The sequence below is a fragment of the Brevibacillus borstelensis genome (genome assembly GCF_036700025.1).
Classification (GTDB): Bacteria; Bacillota; Bacilli; order Brevibacillales; family Brevibacillaceae; genus Brevibacillus; species Brevibacillus borstelensis.
In genome coordinates this window covers 646,981-665,596 of record NZ_CP144922.1, presented here as the reverse complement: position 1 = coordinate 665,596, position 18,616 = coordinate 646,981, and the positions used below count along the sequence as shown (strand labels likewise).

General features: G+C 54.4%; 16 protein-coding genes. All 16 read right to left on the bottom strand.

The window, feature by feature from the left end:
• Window positions 1-5 precede the first annotated feature (5 nt).
• Window positions 6-635, bottom strand: a complete 630-nt coding sequence (locus V5G20_RS03095; protein ID WP_003388459.1) for a TetR/AcrR family transcriptional regulator — start codon at window positions 633-635, stop codon at window positions 6-8.
• A 158-nt stretch (window positions 636-793) separates the two neighbouring features.
• Window positions 794-1,741, bottom strand: a complete 948-nt coding sequence (gene meaB, locus V5G20_RS03090) for a methylmalonyl Co-A mutase-associated GTPase MeaB (protein ID WP_024983746.1) — start codon at window positions 1,739-1,741, stop codon at window positions 794-796.
• A gap of 33 nt (window positions 1,742-1,774) precedes the next feature.
• Complete coding sequence (locus V5G20_RS03085; protein ID WP_003388464.1) at window positions 1,775-2,917, bottom strand: acyl-CoA dehydrogenase; 1,143 nt, start codon at window positions 2,915-2,917, stop codon at window positions 1,775-1,777.
• Window positions 2,918-2,944: 27 nt separating this feature from the next.
• Window positions 2,945-4,087, bottom strand: a complete 1,143-nt coding sequence (locus V5G20_RS03080; protein ID WP_327955679.1) for an acyl-CoA dehydrogenase — start codon at window positions 4,085-4,087, stop codon at window positions 2,945-2,947.
• 31 nt (window positions 4,088-4,118) lie between these two features.
• Window positions 4,119-4,970, bottom strand: coding sequence for a 3-hydroxybutyryl-CoA dehydrogenase (locus tag V5G20_RS03075; RefSeq protein ID WP_003388468.1), 852 nt, complete (start codon window positions 4,968-4,970; stop codon window positions 4,119-4,121).
• 19 nt (window positions 4,971-4,989) lie between these two features.
• A complete protein-coding gene (locus V5G20_RS03070; protein WP_338463152.1) occupies window positions 4,990-6,168 on the bottom strand; it encodes an acetyl-CoA C-acetyltransferase in 1,179 nt (392 codons plus the stop codon).
• 325 nt (window positions 6,169-6,493) lie between these two features.
• The gene (locus V5G20_RS03065) at window positions 6,494-7,723 is read right to left on the bottom strand and encodes a hypothetical protein (RefSeq protein WP_024983743.1); all 1,230 of its coding nucleotides are present in this window, start codon (window positions 7,721-7,723) and stop codon (window positions 6,494-6,496) included.
• The gene (locus V5G20_RS03060; protein ID WP_003388473.1) at window positions 7,714-8,259 is read right to left on the bottom strand and encodes a sigma-70 family RNA polymerase sigma factor; all 546 of its coding nucleotides are present in this window, start codon (window positions 8,257-8,259) and stop codon (window positions 7,714-7,716) included. The genes V5G20_RS03065 and V5G20_RS03060 overlap by 10 nt, the downstream gene beginning before the upstream one ends.
• A gap of 122 nt (window positions 8,260-8,381) precedes the next feature.
• Window positions 8,382-10,454, bottom strand: a complete 2,073-nt coding sequence (locus tag V5G20_RS03055) for a heterodisulfide reductase-related iron-sulfur binding cluster (RefSeq protein ID WP_003388474.1) — start codon at window positions 10,452-10,454, stop codon at window positions 8,382-8,384.
• A gap of 495 nt (window positions 10,455-10,949) precedes the next feature.
• Window positions 10,950-12,302 (bottom strand): lysine 2,3-aminomutase, encoded by a 1,353-nt coding sequence (gene ablA / locus V5G20_RS03050; RefSeq protein WP_003388475.1) that lies wholly within the window; start codon window positions 12,300-12,302, stop codon window positions 10,950-10,952.
• A gap of 270 nt (window positions 12,303-12,572) precedes the next feature.
• Entirely contained in the window at window positions 12,573-14,018 is a 1,446-nt protein-coding gene (locus tag V5G20_RS03045; protein WP_003388476.1) for a sigma-54 interaction domain-containing protein, read from the bottom strand.
• A 65-nt stretch (window positions 14,019-14,083) separates the two neighbouring features.
• Window positions 14,084-14,476, bottom strand: coding sequence for a hypothetical protein (locus tag V5G20_RS03040; RefSeq protein ID WP_003388477.1), 393 nt, complete (start codon window positions 14,474-14,476; stop codon window positions 14,084-14,086).
• Window positions 14,477-14,581: 105 nt separating this feature from the next.
• On the bottom strand, window positions 14,582-14,998 hold the full coding sequence (locus V5G20_RS03035) for a DUF1934 domain-containing protein (protein ID WP_024983738.1): 417 nt from the start codon (window positions 14,996-14,998) through the stop codon (window positions 14,582-14,584).
• Window positions 14,999-15,043: 45 nt separating this feature from the next.
• Complete coding sequence (locus V5G20_RS03030) at window positions 15,044-16,294, bottom strand: MFS transporter (RefSeq protein WP_031932687.1); 1,251 nt, start codon at window positions 16,292-16,294, stop codon at window positions 15,044-15,046.
• Window positions 16,295-16,824: 530 nt separating this feature from the next.
• Window positions 16,825-17,697, bottom strand: coding sequence for an agmatinase (speB, locus tag V5G20_RS03025; RefSeq protein ID WP_031932688.1), 873 nt, complete (start codon window positions 17,695-17,697; stop codon window positions 16,825-16,827).
• Between the two features lie 18 nt (window positions 17,698-17,715).
• The gene (gene speE / locus V5G20_RS03020) at window positions 17,716-18,549 is read right to left on the bottom strand and encodes a polyamine aminopropyltransferase (protein ID WP_031932689.1); all 834 of its coding nucleotides are present in this window, start codon (window positions 18,547-18,549) and stop codon (window positions 17,716-17,718) included.
• Between the last annotated feature and the right edge of the window lie 67 nt (window positions 18,550-18,616).

Below are 18,616 nucleotides of genomic sequence, written 5' to 3'. Positions count from 1 at the left end.
TAAGACTACTCGGAAACGCTGATCTCGCGCAGAAGCAATGCCGTCTGTTTGTCTGTGTACTCCTCCAGCGTATAGTGGCGCTTTAGCGCCCAGCGGCGGAATACCCACATCTCCCCGAGCACCATGATGTTGTCTGCCATCAGTTTGACGTGCTTTTCATCGATGCCGATGGAGCCGTCTGCAATGCCTTTGCGCAATATCTCTTCAAAAATTTGCGTGATTTCTTCCTCGCGCCTCAGCACATAGCGAAGCGTTTCTTTCGGCAATGACTTGGATTCTTGATAGATCAGCAGGACGCGGTCGCTCATCTGATCCATTACGCGGAAAAAGCTGCGCAAGGCAAGCTTCAGGTTTTTCAGGCCCGTTCCGTTAAAGGTGATGGCTTCACGCAAGCGGCTCTCCACTTCACCGTGAATCGCGTCACATACCAGATACAGGACGTCTTCCTTTGATTCGATATATTCATACAGGGTGCCGATGCTAAATCCTGACGCCCGGGCAATTTCACGCGTCGTTGTTTTGTGGAACCCCTTGTTGATAAACAGATCGACGGCAGCCTCGATAATCTGTTCGCGCCGTTTCTCGATCAGCTTGGGGTCCTTCACTAGCGACGGTATGTTTTTCTTCTTCTCCACGACATATCCACCTTTCCAACCGACTGAGCGTTTGGTCAGACAACATTTGGAAAAAGAAAGACCAAACGCGCTCTCTATGTTGATATCCACGTTATTATACGCCTGGAGAGCGCGGAAAGCCAATCTTTCTTTTTCCTGTCCGCAAGGTCCTTGTCTTTTCAGGATTTTTGCCCCCACCATTGCAGGATGATGCGTTCGGCGGCGCTGTAAGGGTCCTCCGCGCGGGAAGCCACCCGCTCCAGCGCTTCTGCGTGCCGACCGCTCTGAATTCCGGCTTGCAGCCGTTGAAAGAGACGGTCCCGGACGATATCCAATACTTCTTCTTGCAGATGGCGGGAACGGCGGGCATCCGCCTCGCCGGACTCGTGCAGAAACTGCTGGTGGCGGTCTATTTGCTGCCACAAATCAGCCATCCCCTGCCCGCTGGTGGAAACCGTTTTGACGATCGGCGGACGCCAAGGGGCGTCGTGCTTGGCAAGGTCGAGCATCTGCTCCACTTCGATCTGCAGCTTTTCCGTCCCCGGCAAATCTGCCTTGTTGATGACAAACAAGTCTGCGATCTCCATGATGCCTGCTTTGAACGCCTGCACCGAGTCTCCTCCGCCGGGATTGAGCACCACCGCTGTCGTATCGGCGATGCTCATCACGTCCAGCTCGGATTGGCCTACGCCGACCGTTTCGATCAGGACCACATCACAGCCGTAGGCGTCCAGTACCCGGACAGCGTCCCGCGTATTGGCGGAAAGGCCGCCGAGACTGCCGCGTGTTCCCATGCTGCGGATGAACACCCCTTTGTCCAACGCGTGATTTTGCATCCGCACACGGTCGCCGAGCAGCGCCCCGCCGGTGAACGGACTGGTCGGATCGACCGCGACCACCCCGATCTTCATCTCCAGCGAACGCAAATAGCCGATCAGACAGTCAACCAGAGAGCTTTTGCCGGCCCCGGGCGAACCCGTAATGCCGATCAGCCTGGCCCTGCCCGTATGAGGAAAAAGCTCTTTTAAAATCTGGTTGCGCTCCGGATAGTCGTTTTCGATACAGGTAATGGCCCGGGCCGCCCCGCGCACATCTCCTGCGAGAATGCGTCTAGTGATTTCGTGCATGAAACGCCCTCATCTCACCCTATACTGTTCGCTCTACTCCTTCAGCAGATAGTTGCTGATCACGACGCGCTGAATTTCGTTGGTTCCCTCGTAGATTTGCGTGATTTTCGCATCGCGCATGAAGCGTTCCACCGGGTACTCGCGAGTGTATCCGTAGCCGCCGAATACTTGAACAGCCTCGGTTGTCACTTCCATCGCGATATCGCCGGCGAATACCTTGGACATGGCCGATGCTTTTCCGTAAGGCAGACCTTGATCCTCCAGCCAGGCAGCCTGATAAGTCAGGAGGCGGGCCGCTTCGATCTTGGTCGCCATATCCGCCAGCTTGAACTGTATCGCCTGCAGCGCCGCGATCGGCTTGCCGAACTGGTTGCGCTCCTTGGCGTAGTCGCGGGCGTGGTCAAAGGCACCCTGCGCGATTCCAAGCGCCTGGGCAGCGATGCCATTGCGTCCCCCGTCCAGCGTCATCATCGCGATCTTGAAGCCTTGCCCCTCTTCACCCAGCCTGTTTTCCAGCGGTACACGCACATCTTCGAAATTGACCGCAAGCGTCGGCGAGGAACGAATTCCCAGCTTTTTCTCCTTCTTGCCCATCGTGAAGCCTTCCATACCTTTTTCGACGATAAAAGCGGTAATCCCTTTATGCTTGAGCTCCGGCTGGGTGACGGCAAAGACGATGTAGATTTCCGCTTCCCCGGCATTGGTGATAAAAATTTTGCTGCCGTTCAGCACGTAGTGATCGCCGTCGCGAACGGCAGTAGTCTTCATCCCTGCCGAGTCAGAGCCGGACCCAGGCTCAGTCAGACAGTACGCCCCCATCTTTTTGCCTTCGGCGAGCGGGCGCAAAAATCGCTGCTTTTGCTCCTCTGTGCCGAATTTATAGATGGGCCAGCTTGCCAGCGAGACATGTGCCGACAGCGTAACACCGATAGAAGCGTCTACCCGAGACAGCTCTTCTACCGCAATCACATAGCTGAGGTAATCGGCACCTGCGCCGCCGTACTGCTCCGGCCACGGAATGCCTGTCAGTCCCAGCTCGGCCATTTGCTCGAATATCGCTCTGTCAAACCGCTCTTCCTCATCCCGCTCTGCTGCAGTGGGAGCTACCTGGGTCTCGGCAAAATCGCGGATCATCTTGCGCAGCATCTCTTGTTCTTCGGTCAATTGAAAATTCATCGCTTCCACTCCCTGCGTCTCATTGTCCTAATCGCACAGCAAATGCTTGCCGATCACGATGCGCTGAATCTCGTTGGTTCCCTCGTAAATTTGCGTTACCTTGGCGTCCCGGAACAGCCTTTCAACCGGGTACTCGCGCGTGTAGCCGTACCCGCCGAAAACCTGCACAGCCTCGGTCGCCAGCTTCACGGCAGTATCGGAGGCGAATTTTTTTGCCATCGACGCCTCCATGCCGCACGGAAGTCCTTTGCTTCGCAGATCGGCTGCCCGATAAACAAGCAGTCTCGCCGCTTCCGCCATCGTCGCCATATCGGCCAGCTTGAAGGCGATCGCCTGCTGTTCGATGATCGGCCGTCCGAACTGCTTCCGTTCCTTGGCGTACTGCGTTGCGTACGCAAAGGCGGCCTCCGCGATCCCCAAAGCTTGGGCGGCAATCCCGATCCGGCCGACATCCAGATTCGCCATCGCGATGGTGAAGCCGTCTCCTTCTTCGCCCAGCAAATTTTCTGCAGGCACCCGGGCGTTGTCAAAAATCAGCTCCGTTGTGCTGGAGCCGTGCAGCCCCATTTTCTTTTCTTTTTTCCCTACTGAAAAACCGGGTGTGTCCTTGTCGACGATAAAGGCGGAGATTCCTCGCGTCCCCATCGACGGGTCTGTAACGGCAAAGGCGATGTAGACATCGGCTTCCCCGCCGTTGGTGATAAACACCTTGTTTCCATTCAAAACGAATGCGTCTCCATCCCGGACAGCCGAGGTGCGAATGCGCCCGGCGTCCGACCCGGCATTCGGCTCAGTCAGGGCAAAAGCCCCGAGCATTTTGCCCGCTGCCAGTTGCGGCACGTATTTGCGTTTTTGTTCGTCGGTGCCAAAGTACAAGATCGGGTTGGTACAAACCGACGTATGCACGGACAGGATCACCCCGACTGTCGCGCTCACTTTGGAAATCTCATGAATCGCCAGAATATACGACTGAAAATCAGCACCTGCACCGCCCCATTCTTCCGGAATGGGAATGCCCATCAAGCCGATCTCCCCCATCTTTTTCACGATCTCGCGGGGGAACTGTTCTGTCTCTTCCATGACCGGGATGAACGGAGCGATTTGCTTCTGGGCAAAATCACGGACCATGCGACGCATCATGTCCTGCTCTTCATTGAGTCGAAAATCCATGTCAGTCCTACCTTTCCCTATATGAATCCTCTCAGTTGTACACGTAAAACCCCCGACCGGATTTTTTGCCCAGCCAGCCTGCTTTTACGTACTTGCGAAGCAGCGGGCAGGGGCGGTATTTCGAGTCGCCGAAGCCTTCGTACAGCACCTCCATGATGTAGAGGCAGGTATCCAGCCCGATAAAATCAGCCAGGGTAAGCGGCCCCATCGGGTGGTTCATGCCCAGCTTCATCACTTCATCGACAGCCTCGGGCGTAGCCACACCCTCGTATACGCAATAGATCGCTTCATTGATCATCGGCATCAAGACGCGGTTGGAAACGAAGCCGGGAAAGTCGTTGACGCTGACAGGCACCTTGCCCATCTGTTTGGACAAATCCTCGGTAAGCTGGTACACCTCGTCCGCTGTCTGAAGTCCGCGAATAATCTCCACCAGCTTCATGACCGGTACCGGATTCATGAAGTGCATGCCAATCACTTTCTCGGGACGGCTGGTCACGGCTGCAATTTCTGTGATTGGCAGCGAGGAGGTGTTGGAGGCGAGAACTGCATGTGCCGGGCATACCGCATCCAGCTTTTTGAAGATTTCCGCCTTCACAGCCATGTTTTCGGTTACCGCTTCTACCACGAAATCGGCCTTCTCGCCATCGGCCAGATCGGTAGAAAGGGTGATGCGGCTGAGAATGTCCGCTTTTTCTTGCTCGCTCATCCGTCCCTTTTCCACATTGCGGGACAGGTTTTTATGGATCGTCCCAAGGCCGCGGTCCACAAACTCCTGTTTTACGTCGCTCAGGATCACTTGAAAGCCGGCCTGCGCCGATACTTGCGCAATCCCGCTGCCCATCTGCCCTGCTCCCACGACCATGATCGTTTGTACGTTCATATCCGCTCCTCCGTTTCGGCTATTCTACTTTGATCAAAATGGCGTCACCCTGGGCTGCCCCGCTGCAGATCGCTGCGACGCCAAGTCCGCCGCCCCGCCGCTTCAGCTCGTGAGCCAGATGGAGAACAATCCTCGCGCCGCTGGCTCCGATCGGATGGCCAAGCGCGATGGCTCCCCCGTTCACGTTTACCCTTTCTTCATCCCAGCCGACGATTTTTCCGCTGGTCAACGTGACAGCGGCAAAAGCTTCATTTACTTCAAACAATTCAATCTCTTCCAGGCGGGTGCCCGTCTTCTCCAGCAGCTTCTGGATTGCCAGCCCCGGCGTGGTGGCAATGTAGGGGGCTTCTGCTCCTGCCTGCGCGTGTCCCAGAATCGTGGCAAGCGGCTTGACCCCCGCTTCCGCGGCTCTCTCCTCTGACATCAGCACCATCGCTGCCGCGCCGTCGTTGATTCCTGGCGCATTGCCCGCAGTGATGGTTCCGTCCTTTTTGTAAACAGGAGGCAGCTTCGCAAGGCCTTCCAAAGTCGTGTCGGGCCTCGGTGCCTCGTCACGGGTGACCAGGAGCGGCTCTCCCCTTCGCTGGGGAACAGCTACCGGCACGATTTCTTCGTCAAACAAGCCGGCCTTCATCGCCTGCACAGCACGCTGCTGGCTGCGATATGCCCAGCGATCCTGCTCCTCGCGCGTAATGCCGTACTCTTCGGCAACATTGCTGCCGTGTATCGCCATCGGGACCTGATCGAACGGACAGGTAAGGCCGTCGTGCATCATCAGATCCTGCAGCGCGGCGTCGCCCATCCGCAGTCCGTATCTCGCTCCAGCCAGCGCGTAAGGGGCGTTGCTCATGCTTTCCATGCCGCCCGCCACGATAATCTGTCCGTCGCCTGCGCGGATAATCTGGTCGCCCATCGTAACGGCCCGCATTCCGGATGCGCACACCTTGTTGATCGTCTGGCTGGCTACGCTCCACGGTACACCCGCTTTGCGCGCCGCCTGCCGGGAAGGGATTTGCCCTGCGCCAGCCTGCACGACCATGCCCATGATCACTTCATCGACCTGCTCTGCGGATACGCCTGATCGCTGCAGCGCTTCCCTGATCACGATCGCACCCAGATCTACTGCCGATACATCCTTCAATGAACCGCCAAGCTTTCCAAACGGAGTACGGGCTCCACCTGCAATCACCGTTTTCATCATCCGGTTCCTCCCTGTATGGTGACATCCAGAAAACCAAACTGAACGAGCGGTCGCTCATTTTTCTTCTCTCTTCATTTTGCCCCCTTCTTTCCGAATAGTCAATGAATATACAGCAGAAAACCTCGATTTTCGTCGAGTCCAATTTGCGCCAAGCCGGAACGGACTGGAAAAGGCTGGCCAAAACTCAAAAAACAGGCCTGACCGTAAAGCTGGGCAGGCCTGTTGTCTGTATGGTCTGTATGGTCTGTCTAGTCGGTATGTTGCTATGTCGGCTTATTGCTAAATTGCTATGTCGCTTTTGTCAGTTTTGTCTATATAGCTGTTACTGAATCGGCATCCAGCTTACCTTCCAGACGCCTTCTTGATTTTTGACCAAGCGGAAAGGGAGTGCTTCCCTGCCGTCTGAAAACTGCATGTAGACGATCGCTTCTGCCAGATACTTGGACTTTTGTCCGGAAGGGCTTTCCGGTTTTTGCTCCTTTGTCTCGAAGCCGATCACATGCGCTCTCAGATCTGCCAGCCGTTTTTGCGTGTTCTCCGCTCCTGCCGGGTCGTTTTTGACATCCTCCAGAAACGCCTCCAAAGAAGGCTTTGCGGAGTCGTCGCCGCCATCAGCGTAGAACGCGTATTGTGTGAGGAGGTCCCCTTCTTCTTCCGCATGGAGGTACAGCTTGAGGATGTCTGCCGGCTTCAGCCCGTACAAGACCCCATCCTTCTTTGTCTCCACAAACCCGAAATACGCGTTTTTTAATGAATCGCCAAGGTCAAGGACAGAGGGGGATGGACGCTCATTCAAAATCTCCATGCCGACGGTTCCGTTTGGCCGCATCATGTAAAAATAAATGTCGTTTTTCTCTCCCTGTACGTACTGAATCGAGTACATATACAGTTTTTTCTCTTTCCACCCGATGAAAAGATTGAGTCCGACCTTTCTGGCTTTTAGTCCTGTTTCATCGACTACGTATTCCGGCTCTTCGGGAACATATCCCTCCTGCTTGAAGAAGCTGATGTTCCAAAATTCATCAGCGCCATTTTCCAAATCCCCATTGTCATCAACGACATTGTAGGGCGCCTGGATTCGCTTTTTTACCTCTTCCTGCGTCAGTCCAATGCGCAAAGCCTCTTTGATCTCCTGCACCTTGTTTTGAATCTCCTCGTCGCTGGGGCCGCTTAGCTGGTCAGTGCCCGGCGGCTGTCCAATTCCCGGGGAAGTACCCGGTGCAGGTGGTGTTGGCGCCGTTCCTGCGGGGAGAGAAGGTGGATCGGCAGGAACCGGATCCACTGGACCAGGCCCAGTCGTCACATGCCCGCCGGGAGCCGGGTTGGATGGTCCAAAGAGTGGGCCAGAAAATAGCAGGAGCGATGCTGCTGCCACTGCCGCAGCCCCAACCTTATACAGGGAGCGATGCCCGAACTTTCGCTCGGCCGTTTTCTGTCCGCCCCGCGCCTTGCCCAAAATACGCTCCTCCAGCTCGGCGGTATCGTCCATTTCTCGCAGAATCGCCTGGTCAGCCGTCTGTTTAAATTCCCGCAGACGTTTTTCTAGATCCATTCCAGTCCCTCCTTTTCCAACTGTTCTCTCAGCTTTTGGCGCGCCCGATGCAAACGGGTATGGATCGCTCCCGCAGAAATATCCAGGATGTCGGCCATTTCCTCAATCGACAGCTCTTCATAGTAGTGGAGCACAATGATTTGCCGATGGGTGGGCGGCAGGCTCATCACCAGTCTGGCAAAGCGAATGCGGCTGTCGCTTTGCAGCACGGCGGACTCCGTATCCCCGACCACCTCTACATCCACCTCTGCGCGGAAAAACAGATGGCGAAAAGACCAGGAGCGCAAATATTTTTTCGATTCATTGACAGCAATTTTGTATACCCACGTCTGCATCGAGCTTTCCTCGCGAAAGGAAGAGAGATTCTTGTACGCTTTGAGAAAGACCTCCTGGGTAATGTCTTCCGCCAGATTTCGGTCTTTGACGATTAAGTAAACCAGCCGCAATATCTTTTTTACATAGCCGCGAACCAAACTTTCAAAGACAGCTTCCTTTGTTTTTTCCAACCGAATGTTGGCCTGTTCCAGCTTTCTCACTCCCCTCTCCTTTATTGATCCGGCTGGCGATGATTTCTTACATCGAACATACAGGTTTTTGAAAAAAAAACTCCTTGGCCCCCGTTTGAAGGGACAAGGAGATTGTAGGCCTCGCCGATCCGCTAGATGGCATCCGCGAGAATTTCCGCGATGTCGCGTGTCTTTACTTGCTCTTCCAGCTCTTTCATTTTTACGCCGTCGTTCATCATCGTCAGGCAGTACGGACAAGCGCTGGCGATGGCTGTCGGTTTGACCTCGAGGGCCTGCTCGGTGCGGGCGACGTTTACCCGCGTTCCTTCGTGCTCCTCCATCCACATCAGGCCTCCGCCTGCTCCGCAGCACATGCTGTCGCAGCCGCTTCGCTTCATCTCTGCGATTTCTACGCCCGGGATGGCCTCCAGTATTTGGCGGGGCCTGTCGTAAATCTCGTTGTAGCGGCCCAGATAGCAGGAGTCGTGGTAGGTGATCCGCTCTTTCACTTCTTTTGTCGGCTTGAGGCGGCCTTCGCGCACCCATTCGGCGAGAAGCTCGGAATGGTGGTACACCTCGGCCTCCAGGCCAAATTCCGGGTATTCGTTTTTAAACGTATTGAACGCATGCGGGTCGCAGGTGACGATCTTTTTCACGCCGTACGCCTGGAACAGCGCGATGTTTTCCTGCGCCAGCTGCTGGAACAAAAATTCGTTTCCGATGCGGCGGGCCGTATCGCCGGAGTTTTTCTCCTCATTGCCGAGAATGGCAAATTTGACGCCTGCCTCATGCATCAGCTTGACGAACGCCTGGGAAATCTTTTGGCTGCGAATGTCAAAGGAGCCCATCGAGCCTACCCAGAACAGGTATTCAAATTCTTCCGTGTTTTGTACGGTAGGAACTTCATATTGCCCGTTCAAGCCTTCGATCCATTTCATCCGGTCCTTGCGGTTGATCCCCCATGGGTTGCCCTGCCGCTCGATGTTGTTCAAGGCGCGCTGGGCTTCCTGCGGCATGCTGCCCTCGGTCATGACCAGATAGCGCCGCATATCGATGATTTTATCTACGTGCTCGTTCATCACCGGGCACTGGTCCTCGCAGTTGCGGCAGGTGGTACAAGCCCACAGCTCCTGCTCGGTAATGACGTCGCCGATCAGGTTTTTGTCGTAGATCGAAGCTGCTGCCCCCTCCGAGGCTGCTGCCGCTTCGCCAGCCTGAAACGCCAGCTGGTTTGCTGTCGCATTGGCGAACGCGAAGCTCGGCATCCACGGTGTGCGGGAGGTTACAACTGCTCCTTTTTCCGTCAGGTGGTCGCGCATCTTGGTGATCAGATCCATCGGGGAGAGCATTTTACCCGTGCCGGAAGCGGGACACATATTGGTGCAGCGGCCGCACTCCACACAAGCGTACAAATCGATCAGCTGCGTCTGGGTAAAGTCTTCGATTTTGCCTACCCCGAATACTTCTTGCGTTTCGTCCTCAAAATCGATGCTCGACAGCTTGCCTGCCGGCCCCAGCTTTTTAAACCAGACGTTGACCGGAGCAAAAATCAAGTGGGCGTGCTTGGATTGCGGCACGTAAACGGCAAAGGCAAGCAGGATCAGCAGGTGCAGCCACCAGAATACGTAAAACAGTGCGGCAGCCGCTGTCTCCGAGATTCCCGCGAATATTGCCGCGATGGCGGACGAGATCGGAGCAAAGCCGGATGCTTCGTGACCGAGCCAAAGCTGCTCAAAGGCCAGCGACAGCAAAACGGTAGCCATCAAGGTAGAGATGAACAGAAGCACCAGGCCCGACTTGAAGCCGCGTTTCAAGCGCTTCAGTTTTTCGACGTAGCGGCGGTAGAAGGCGTAGCCGACTGCTGCCAGAATCAGAAACGCCGTGATCTCCTGCATCAGGCTGAAGTACTTGTGAGCGCTGCCAAACGGCAGCTCGAAGCCTTTGACCAGCCCCTTGACGATCAGCTCGATCGCCCCGAACTGCAGGATAATAAAGCCGTAAAACATGACGACGTGCATCACGCCGCTCTTCTTGTCCTTGAGCAGCTTCTTGTGAAAAACGACGTTCTCCAGCATCAGGTTGATGCGTGCGCCAAAGTCGTCCTTTACATCCGGCTTTTTCCCCAGTTTGATGAAGAGATACCGGCTGTACACCACATGGCATGCGAGGTACAAACCGTATGCGAGCACCAGAAAAAACGCGATGAGATTGATTAGAGCCAGCACGGTTCTCAGCTCCCCCTTTTTCGTGTTCGACTGTTGTTTTCTATCTTATCAGAACTGACAGAAAAAATGAATGACCATTCACTCATTATTTTTTCTTTCCTGAAACTTGTCCAGACTGAGCGTTCGTTCAGGATAGCGTATGCACTGATCTTAACACATATGCTGCTCTCTCGTCATCTCCCTTTCTCCGGACGAACCGTTCCAGATGATGGTCGTGGCAAAGAAAAATCGCCTTGGAGCAAGCGAGCTGGACGGCTTCGCTTTTCCAAGGCGGTCTTTTGTACAAGAGCGGGTCGGGATGCTTTTTTCCGCTCGGGGCTATATTTCATCAGTGTCCTGCTTCCGTTTGCCGATACTGGTTTTTTGATCGGAGCCTGTTTTAATCCTCCGACGCTTGCCTCTCAGCCCACGGGCTACTGCAATCTCTCGTAGTTTGTTTCTCTGTCACGGCCCGCTTGCAAACTCCCGACGTTTGTTTGGCCGTAGCGGCCCGCTTCAGTCCCCAGACGCCTGTTTCTCCGTCGTGGCCTGCTTTTTCTCGCGCTGCTCCTGCCGCACATCGGCCAACGACTTGACCTTGGTCGCCTTGATCCGCTTGTTGCGCATCAAGCCTGTCGGCTCCAGATTGTCGGCTTCGTCTTTCATCAGCGCTGCAATGCCGACCGCTTTTCCTTTGGCCGCCTTGCAGTATTCGCAGTTCTCCTCGTCGTGGGCGTGATACTTCTTCGGCTCCGGATAGGACGTGATCACACCCTCAAAGTTGCGCAGCACGACTTTGTCGGCCGACTGTGAAACGATGTAGTTCGGCATGACCGGAATTTTGCCGCCGCCGTGCGGAGCGTCCACGACAAAGGTCGGGACGGCATAACCGGATGTATGGCCGCGCAGATGCTCGATGATTTCGATCCCTTTGCTGACCGGCGCGCGGAAGTGGCCGATCCCCTCGGAGAGGTCGCACTGATAGATGTAGTACGGACGGACACGAATTTTCACCAGATCGTGCACGAGTTTTTTCATCGTGTTCGGACAGTCGTTGATTCCGGCCAGGATAACCGCCTGGTTGCCCAGCGGCACGCCTGCGTTCGCCAGCATTTCACAGGCCTGCTTGGCTTCCGGAGTAATCTCCTTGGGATGGTTGAAGTGCGTATTCAGCCAAACCGGATGGTATTTTTTCAGGATGTTGCACAGGTTTTCCGTGATGCGCTGCGGGAAAACGACCGGAGCCCGCGTACCGATGCGGATGATTTCCACATGCGGGATTGCCCGCAAATTGCTGATGATATATTCCAGAATGCGGTCATTGATCAGAAGGCCGTCTCCGCCGGAGAGCAGCACGTCCCGCACTTCTGGCGTATTGCGGATATAGTCGATACAGGCGTCGAGCTGCTTCTTGGGAACACCCATGCCGATCTGGCCGGAGAACCGGCGGCGTGTACAGTAGCGGCAGTACATGGAGCACTGGTTGGTTACGAGAAACAGCACCCGATCAGGGTAGCGGTGAGTCAGCCCCGGCACCGGCGAGTCGGTATCCTCGTGGAGCGGGTCTTCCATATCGTATTTCGTCCGGACCATCTCGGAGGACAGCGGAACGGACTGCATCCGTACCGGGTCCTTCGGATCGTCTGGGTCCATCAGCATGGCGTAATAAGGGGTGATGTTGAGCGGAATGGTCTGGTTGGAGATGCGAACCCCTTCTTCTTCCTCCGGTGTCAGGTTGATCACTTGCTTCAATTCGTCCACGGTGCGAATGGTGTGGGTCAACTGCCACATCCAGTCGTTCCATTGTTCTTCCGTAACATCCTTCCACAATTCAATCTGGCGCCAGTCGCGCTTGGTGGCTACCGTCATGTCTGTCATCCCCTCTCATCGCGTGTCGATAACACGTGTTTCGCTCGACAAGTACGAGATGCAACACTCGTGCCAACCAAATCAAAAGATTCGGAAAATATGAAATACGCCTTAGTTATTGAACCAGCGATCCCTTACAAAACCGGGCTTTGCTGGCAATGCAATGAGTCTTTTCTTTTTGTTCTCCCAAGAGCCTGGACGGGTCTGCCCTCGTCTTTTCAGTCAATCTTGATGATCTCAACTGCCGAAAATTCGGCACTGGGACGATTGCTATCGATTCGCCCCGGATCGTTGCGACAGTTTGTACTGCAGCGTTTGGCGCGGAATGCCGAGCAATTTTGCTGCCCTCAGAATGTTCCCCTCCGTCTCTCGCATCGCCTGCTCGATCATCTGCTCTTCCACATCGCGGAGCACCTCCGGCAGGGAAAGCTGGCCGGTTTTCGGGACTAAACCCATACCCCGGGAGCTTTTTTCTGCGGGGAATAGAGCGATCCCGGACATCCTGTCGAGCAGATGGAGCGGCAAGTGCTCCGCTTCGATCAGATCGCCCTCCACCATGTTCATCGCCGCTTCGATCACATGCTCCAGCTCGCGTACATTCCCGGGCCAGTCATATCTGGAAAACAGCGCGGATACTTCATCGCTTATCCCCTGCACCCGCATCTGGAATTTCTGATTGTACTTTTCGAGAAAATGACGTACCAGAAGGAAAACGTCCTCTCTGCGGTCACGGAGCGGCGGCAGCTCAAATGAAACGACATTGATCCGGTAGTACAGGTCTGTCCGCATCGCTCCCTTGCTGACCAGCGCCAGTGGCGGCTCATTGACGGCGGCAATTACCCTCACATCCACCCGGGTCGAATGGCTGCTGCCGATCCTGCGTATTTCCCCGTCCTGCAGTACGCGCAACAGCTTCGCCTGCAAATCGAGCGGCATGCTGTTCAGCTCATCGAGAAACAAAGTTCCTCCATCTGCCAGCTCGAACAATCCGGGCCTGTCATCTGCTCCGGTAAAGCTGCCTTTCACAGTCCCAAAAAGAAGACTCTCCAGCAGGGTAGCCGGGAGCGCCGCACAGTTTTGGGCAATAAACGGCTGGCTGCTTCGCGCAGATGCCTGATGAATCGACTGGACAAACAGTTCCTTGCCTGTCCCTGTCTCGCCATAGATCAACACAGGAGACGAGGTTCTCGCTGCCCGCCTTGCCCGATCGATCAGCTGCATCATCCGATCGTTGGCGGTCAAAATATCGGCAAAGTGAAAGGAGAGTCCGTCTCCGACGGCTTTCTGCCCCCGCTTTGCCTTTTTCGGCTTGCTGATTTTTGCCTGGAGATCCAGCAGCTTTTCCGAAAGCTCCTTGAGCTTCCCGATATCCTTGGCTACCTCCACCGCACCCACGAGCCGTTTGCCGACCCGGACCGGGAGCGTCGTATTGATCGTCTCCACTCTCACGCCCCGCCAGTTGGTGTACGCCTGAGGCTTGTTGAAAATCGGCTCGCCGTTTGCAATCACTGTCAGCAGTGTGCTGGAGTGCCGATCAAGCGACGGGAAAACCTCAAGCAGCGGCTTGCCCAATACCTCTTCTGGTGTAAGCCCGTCCAGCTTTGCGGCGACGTGGTTGTAAAAAATCGAGATGCCATTGGCATCGACGACGTGAATTCCTTCATCAATAGCTCCCAAAATGGCCTGCAGCATTTCCACCGTTTCCGACATTGGCATCCGCCCGCATACCTCCTTTTACACAAGCTGCCAAAAAATCATCACTATGCCGAATATTCAGCACTTTATCGTTGGCGTTCAATCTGAGCCGCGACGACAATCGTATAGAGAACATGCCCGACGATCCAGATGAGAAACGCGACAAATGACATCGGTGTGCCGCTAAGCAGACTGAAGGGCAGGTAGGCCACCGTAAAAGCTAGTGCCCAATACAGCAGAAATCGAACTGTTGCACGGCGATCGCGGGGGTAGAAATACGCCATGAAAAACACGACGACCACGCTGATCAGCAGGTGAATCAATAATTCGATGACGGATGGAAGCCCGGCCATTCCCGGCACATAGCTGACATCGATCAAGACGGCAAACGTGGATGTTCCAAACAGCCCATCGCACAAAGCCAGAAATGCTGCAAGAATCAGACCGGCGATCAAGCCGTTGACCAAGACAAAGGTCATTTTCTGTTCCCTCCTCTGCCGCAAGCTACCCCTATTGTACAGGAAGAAAGACCGCTCATGAAAGGGCGGTCTTCGTCATCAGCACGTGTCCGTCCGGTTTCTTGTTCATTGCCAGCTTATCTGCAGGGAAATTTCGTGGTCTCCCGCATATTGCTCGTTCAACCAGAGCTGGTAAGAGATTTGGATCACGGACGGTCGTTCATTTTCATCATTTCTTTTCATCTTGTACACATTGATTTCCATAGAGAAAATCCCGTGGGGACTGTGGTACGTCGTGCGGTCCGTTTCTCCCTTTTGAAACCGTTGCTTCGTCTGTATTGCCCCCTGCCGCAGGAGGGAGATGCTCTGCTGCGAAAATTTCCAGACGGTGTTGACCTCTCCGGCGCCCTCCATCTGTTCTTTATAGGTAAGATACCAGTCGCTTCCTTTTTGCGTGCAGCGACCAAGGTATTGATGGGTATCTTCTTGCCATTCATCGTACATTTTATGCCTGGATGTCAATTCAACTTGTACTTCTTGCATGTGCAGACGGTCCTCGCTTTCCGGACAGCTATTTCCTCGTCCATTCTACGCCCCGCGCTCTTTTGTTGCAACCATCGATTCCTCCTGCGGCAGTCTGAGCAGGTAGGGCATGGATACGCCAACTCCAACCGCTGCCAGCAGCAATAGCCCAGCCAGCACGAGATAGCCGACGCCCGCTCCCGTACTGTCGACCATAAAGGTGAACAGCCCGATCAGGAGCAGACGCATCGCCATCCCGGCAGAGTTGAAAAAGCTCATCACTCTGCCCATCACCTGTTTCGGCACTACGTTCATATAAAGCGTCTGGCGGACCAGCCGCACCGAAGCATTGCACCAGCCGAAAAATACGGAAGCAGCTACAAACCCCCACCCCTGCGCGATTGCTACCATCGCTATCGTCGCTATCGCAAACAGCAGCGTGTTGCCCACCATGGCAGACAGCTGACCCGTTTTTTTGACGATGACGGAGACGAGGAAGCCTGCTCCTACAGCGCCTATCGCATACGTGACTTCACCCATCGAGAAAATATCCACTTCCGCCCTCAAGGACTGATTGACGTAGACAGGAGCCAGCAGGTTGCTGGCCATGACCGCTATGAACGGCATCATGGCAGAGAGTCCGAAGATGAGAAAGCCGCGCTTGGAGCGGATGTACTCCCAGCTTTGATACAGTTGGCCGGTCCAGGAGACGCTGCTGTTCTTTTTCGCCTCTGCTTCCAGAGTAAAAGTATAGGACATCGTCGACATCAGCAGGTAGGCGATCAAATATGTAAGTGCATTGATTAAAAGGACGATGTGAAGGCCGAACAGGTTTAGCAAAAACCCCGCAAAGGCACCAGCCAGTACGGTCGCAGTCTGTCCTTCTACCTCCAGCAGGCTGTTGATGTCGTTGTAGTGCCTGGGGGAAAAGCTTTCCTGCACCAATGCGGCCTGTGCGGGATAGTGAATTTGATACATCAGGGTGGTCACCAGATAGACGGTGATCAGCATCCATTCCGCATAGGAACCGTAAAATCCCCAGATGGCGAGAATTCCCAGGACGGTAAAGCCGATGGCATGCTCTGCCAGCATCATCCTCTTTCGGGACAACCGGTCGATCAACGTGCCGATATACGGCCCGACAAAGAACATGAGTACAGCGGAAGTGAACATGGTCGTTCCTAACAGCTCGGCAGAGCCGGTGGACTCGACCAGGTACCAGGCGATACCGATCATGGTCATTCCTTGGCCGAATCCGGAAAACAGATTGGAGAAAAACAGCTTTTTGAATTCGCGGTTGCTGAATACCTCTTTCATGGCTGACAGCCCCTTTTTTCTTCGATCCTCTTTTTATCATAATAGCTAGAATATTCTATTTTGTAAATAAAAATGTTTATTATGTGAGCTGGTCTTGCTGAAAAGCTTCTTTATTCCGGCTTTGGGGGAGGAGATGAAAGAGGAGAAAAACGCTACAGGTTCGGTGGGACACCTGCTGGGGGTTTGACTGGCCGACTCCATTCCAAAAGTGGAACCGCGTCCAAAAGCAGCTCTTTCAGGGAGCGTCTCAGAGTTGGACGCTAAAGGCGTGTTCCACTTTTGGAACGAAGTCTTGGTTGGTGTCCCAAAGACCTTCGCGTTTTTCTCCTCTTTCATCTCTAGAGCTGCTTTCGTTTATAGGGGCTGGTTTTCATGAAGCCACAGGAGAAGGACCTTGGTTCCTTACGTTTTTATAATCAAATTAATATAATCGAAAACGCCTCCGGCAAAAAACCGAAGGCGTCTCTGGTTGACATCATGGATGAATCGCATCCATATGTTATCGCTTTGTTGTGATTCCCAGCAAAACTTTATTTTACGAAGCCCAAAATCAATTCGCGCAGGATTTTGGACGCGACGATTTGGGTCATTTCGCTATGGTCGTAGACCGGTGCTACTTCGACCAGGTCGCAGCCGATGACGTTGGCTCCGTTTTTGGACATAAAGTGGATGGTGTCGAGCAGCTCGCGGGACGTAATGCCGCCCGCTTCTGTCGTTCCCGTTCCTGGCGCATGGGCAGGGTCCAGCACGTCGATGTCGATGGTCAGGTAGATCGGGCGGTTGCCGATGGTCGGCAGCACTTGCTTCACCGGTTCCAGGACATCGTATTTGTACAGGTGCATGTTTTCCTTGGCCCATTCGAATTCTTCCTTCATGCCGCTGCGGATGCCGAAGGAGTAGACGTTTTTCCCGCCGATGAGATCGCACGCCTTTTTGATCGGCGTAGAGTGGGAATACGGATAGCCCTCGTAGTGATCACGCAGGTCGGTATGGGCATCGAAGTGGAAAATGACCAGATCGGACTTGTACTTTTCGTAAACGGCTTGAAACACTGGCCAGGAGACCAGATGCTCGCCGCCGAGCCCGATCGGCATTTTGCCGTCTGCCAGCACTTTGCGGACAAACTCGCGAATCGCGTTGAGGCTTCCCTCGACATTGCCGAATGGCAGCGGAATATCGCCCGCATCAAAGTATTTTACGTCTTCCAGCAGCCTGTCCAGGTACGGGCTGTACTCTTCAAGGCCGATGGAGACCTCGCGAATGCGGCCTGGGCCAAAACGGGAGCCCGGACGGAAGCTCACTGTCCAGTCCATCGGCATGCCGTAGATGACTGCCTGGCTTTCCTCGTAGTTGGCGTGGCTGCGGATAAACACGTTGCCCGAGTATGCTTCGTCAAAACGCATGAATTCAGCCCTCCGTCCTTAGCCGCGAGTCAGCTCAGCCACGAAGTTAGGCAGCTTGAAAACAGCGTGGTGAATCTCCGCATTGTAGTATTTGGTGCCCAGATCCTTGATCTTGCTTGCGTCCACTTCCAGCGGATCATGCTGTTTGGAGCCGATCGTAAAGCTCCACAGACCGGATGGATAGGTCGGGATGCTGCACGTATACAGACGGGTCACAGGGAAAATGGAGCTGATATCTTTAAATACGCGCTTGATCAGGTCACGGTTGAACCATGGGGATTCTGTCTGAGCCACCATGATGCCGTCCGGTTTCAACGCGTCGTAAATGCCTTGATAAAAGCCTTTTTCAAACAAGCCTACTGCAGGGCCAACCGGTTCGGTCGAGTCGACCATGATGACGTCATATTCACCCTTGTGGTCGTGGATGTGCTTGATGCCGTCAATCACTTGCACGTCGACGCGCGGATTTCCGCTCAGTTCGCTTGCGATCTGCGGGAAGTACTTTTTGCTTGATTCAATAACACCGCCGTCGATTTCAGCCAACACGGCTTTTTCCACGGAAGGATGCTTGACGATTTCACGGATAGCTCCGCCGTCTCCTCCGCCTACGACCAGAACCTTCTTCGGGTTCGGGTGAGTATTGAGGGCCACGTGAGAGATCATCTCATGATAGACGAACTCATCCACGTCAGTAGTCATGACCATGCCGTCGAGCACCAGCATACGTCCGAATTGCTTGGTGTTAATAATGTCCAGCTGTTGAAAATCCGTTTTTTCGCTGTATAAGGTCTCGGTAATTTTTGTTGTAATACCGTGATTTTCCGTTTGTTTTTCGGTGTACCACAGTTCCATGTTCATGATTATGTACCCTCCTTTTAATAACCGCATTGGTTGAAAAAAGCGACCAAATCCGGGCCAG

What these genes read in the sequence shown, in the direction of transcription:
- ablA (WP_003388475.1), bottom strand. Translation starts at nt 12,302, where the DNA reads ATGACGGTAGCCACCAAGCGCGACTGGCGCCAGATTGAATTGTGGAAG.
- V5G20_RS03040 (WP_003388477.1), bottom strand. Translation starts at nt 14,476, where the DNA reads ATGACCTTTGTCTTGGTCAACGGCTTGATCGCCGGTCTGATTCTTGCA.
- V5G20_RS03030 (WP_031932687.1), bottom strand. Translation starts at nt 16,294, where the DNA reads ATGAAAGAGGTATTCAGCAACCGCGAATTCAAAAAGCTGTTTTTCTCC.
- V5G20_RS03065 (WP_024983743.1), bottom strand. Translation starts at nt 7,723, where the DNA reads ATGGATCTAGAAAAACGTCTGCGGGAATTTAAACAGACGGCTGACCAG.
- V5G20_RS03045 (WP_003388476.1), bottom strand. Translation starts at nt 14,018, where the DNA reads ATGCCAATGTCGGAAACGGTGGAAATGCTGCAGGCCATTTTGGGAGCT.
- V5G20_RS03070 (WP_338463152.1), bottom strand. Translation starts at nt 6,168, where the DNA reads ATGAAAACGGTGATTGCAGGTGGAGCCCGTACTCCGTTTGGAAAGCTT.
- V5G20_RS03080 (WP_327955679.1), bottom strand. Translation starts at nt 4,087, where the DNA reads ATGGATTTTCGACTCAATGAAGAGCAGGACATGATGCGTCGCATGGTC.
- meaB (WP_024983746.1), bottom strand. Translation starts at nt 1,741, where the DNA reads ATGCACGAAATCACTAGACGCATTCTCGCAGGAGATGTGCGCGGGGCG.
- V5G20_RS03085 (WP_003388464.1), bottom strand. Translation starts at nt 2,917, where the DNA reads ATGAATTTTCAATTGACCGAAGAACAAGAGATGCTGCGCAAGATGATC.
- speE (WP_031932689.1), bottom strand. Translation starts at nt 18,549, where the DNA reads ATGGAACTGTGGTACACCGAAAAACAAACGGAAAATCACGGTATTACA.
- V5G20_RS03075 (WP_003388468.1), bottom strand. Translation starts at nt 4,970, where the DNA reads ATGAACGTACAAACGATCATGGTCGTGGGAGCAGGGCAGATGGGCAGC.
- V5G20_RS03035 (WP_024983738.1), bottom strand. Translation starts at nt 14,998, where the DNA reads ATGCAAGAAGTACAAGTTGAATTGACATCCAGGCATAAAATGTACGAT.
- speB (WP_031932688.1), bottom strand. Translation starts at nt 17,697, where the DNA reads ATGCGTTTTGACGAAGCATACTCGGGCAACGTGTTTATCCGCAGCCAC.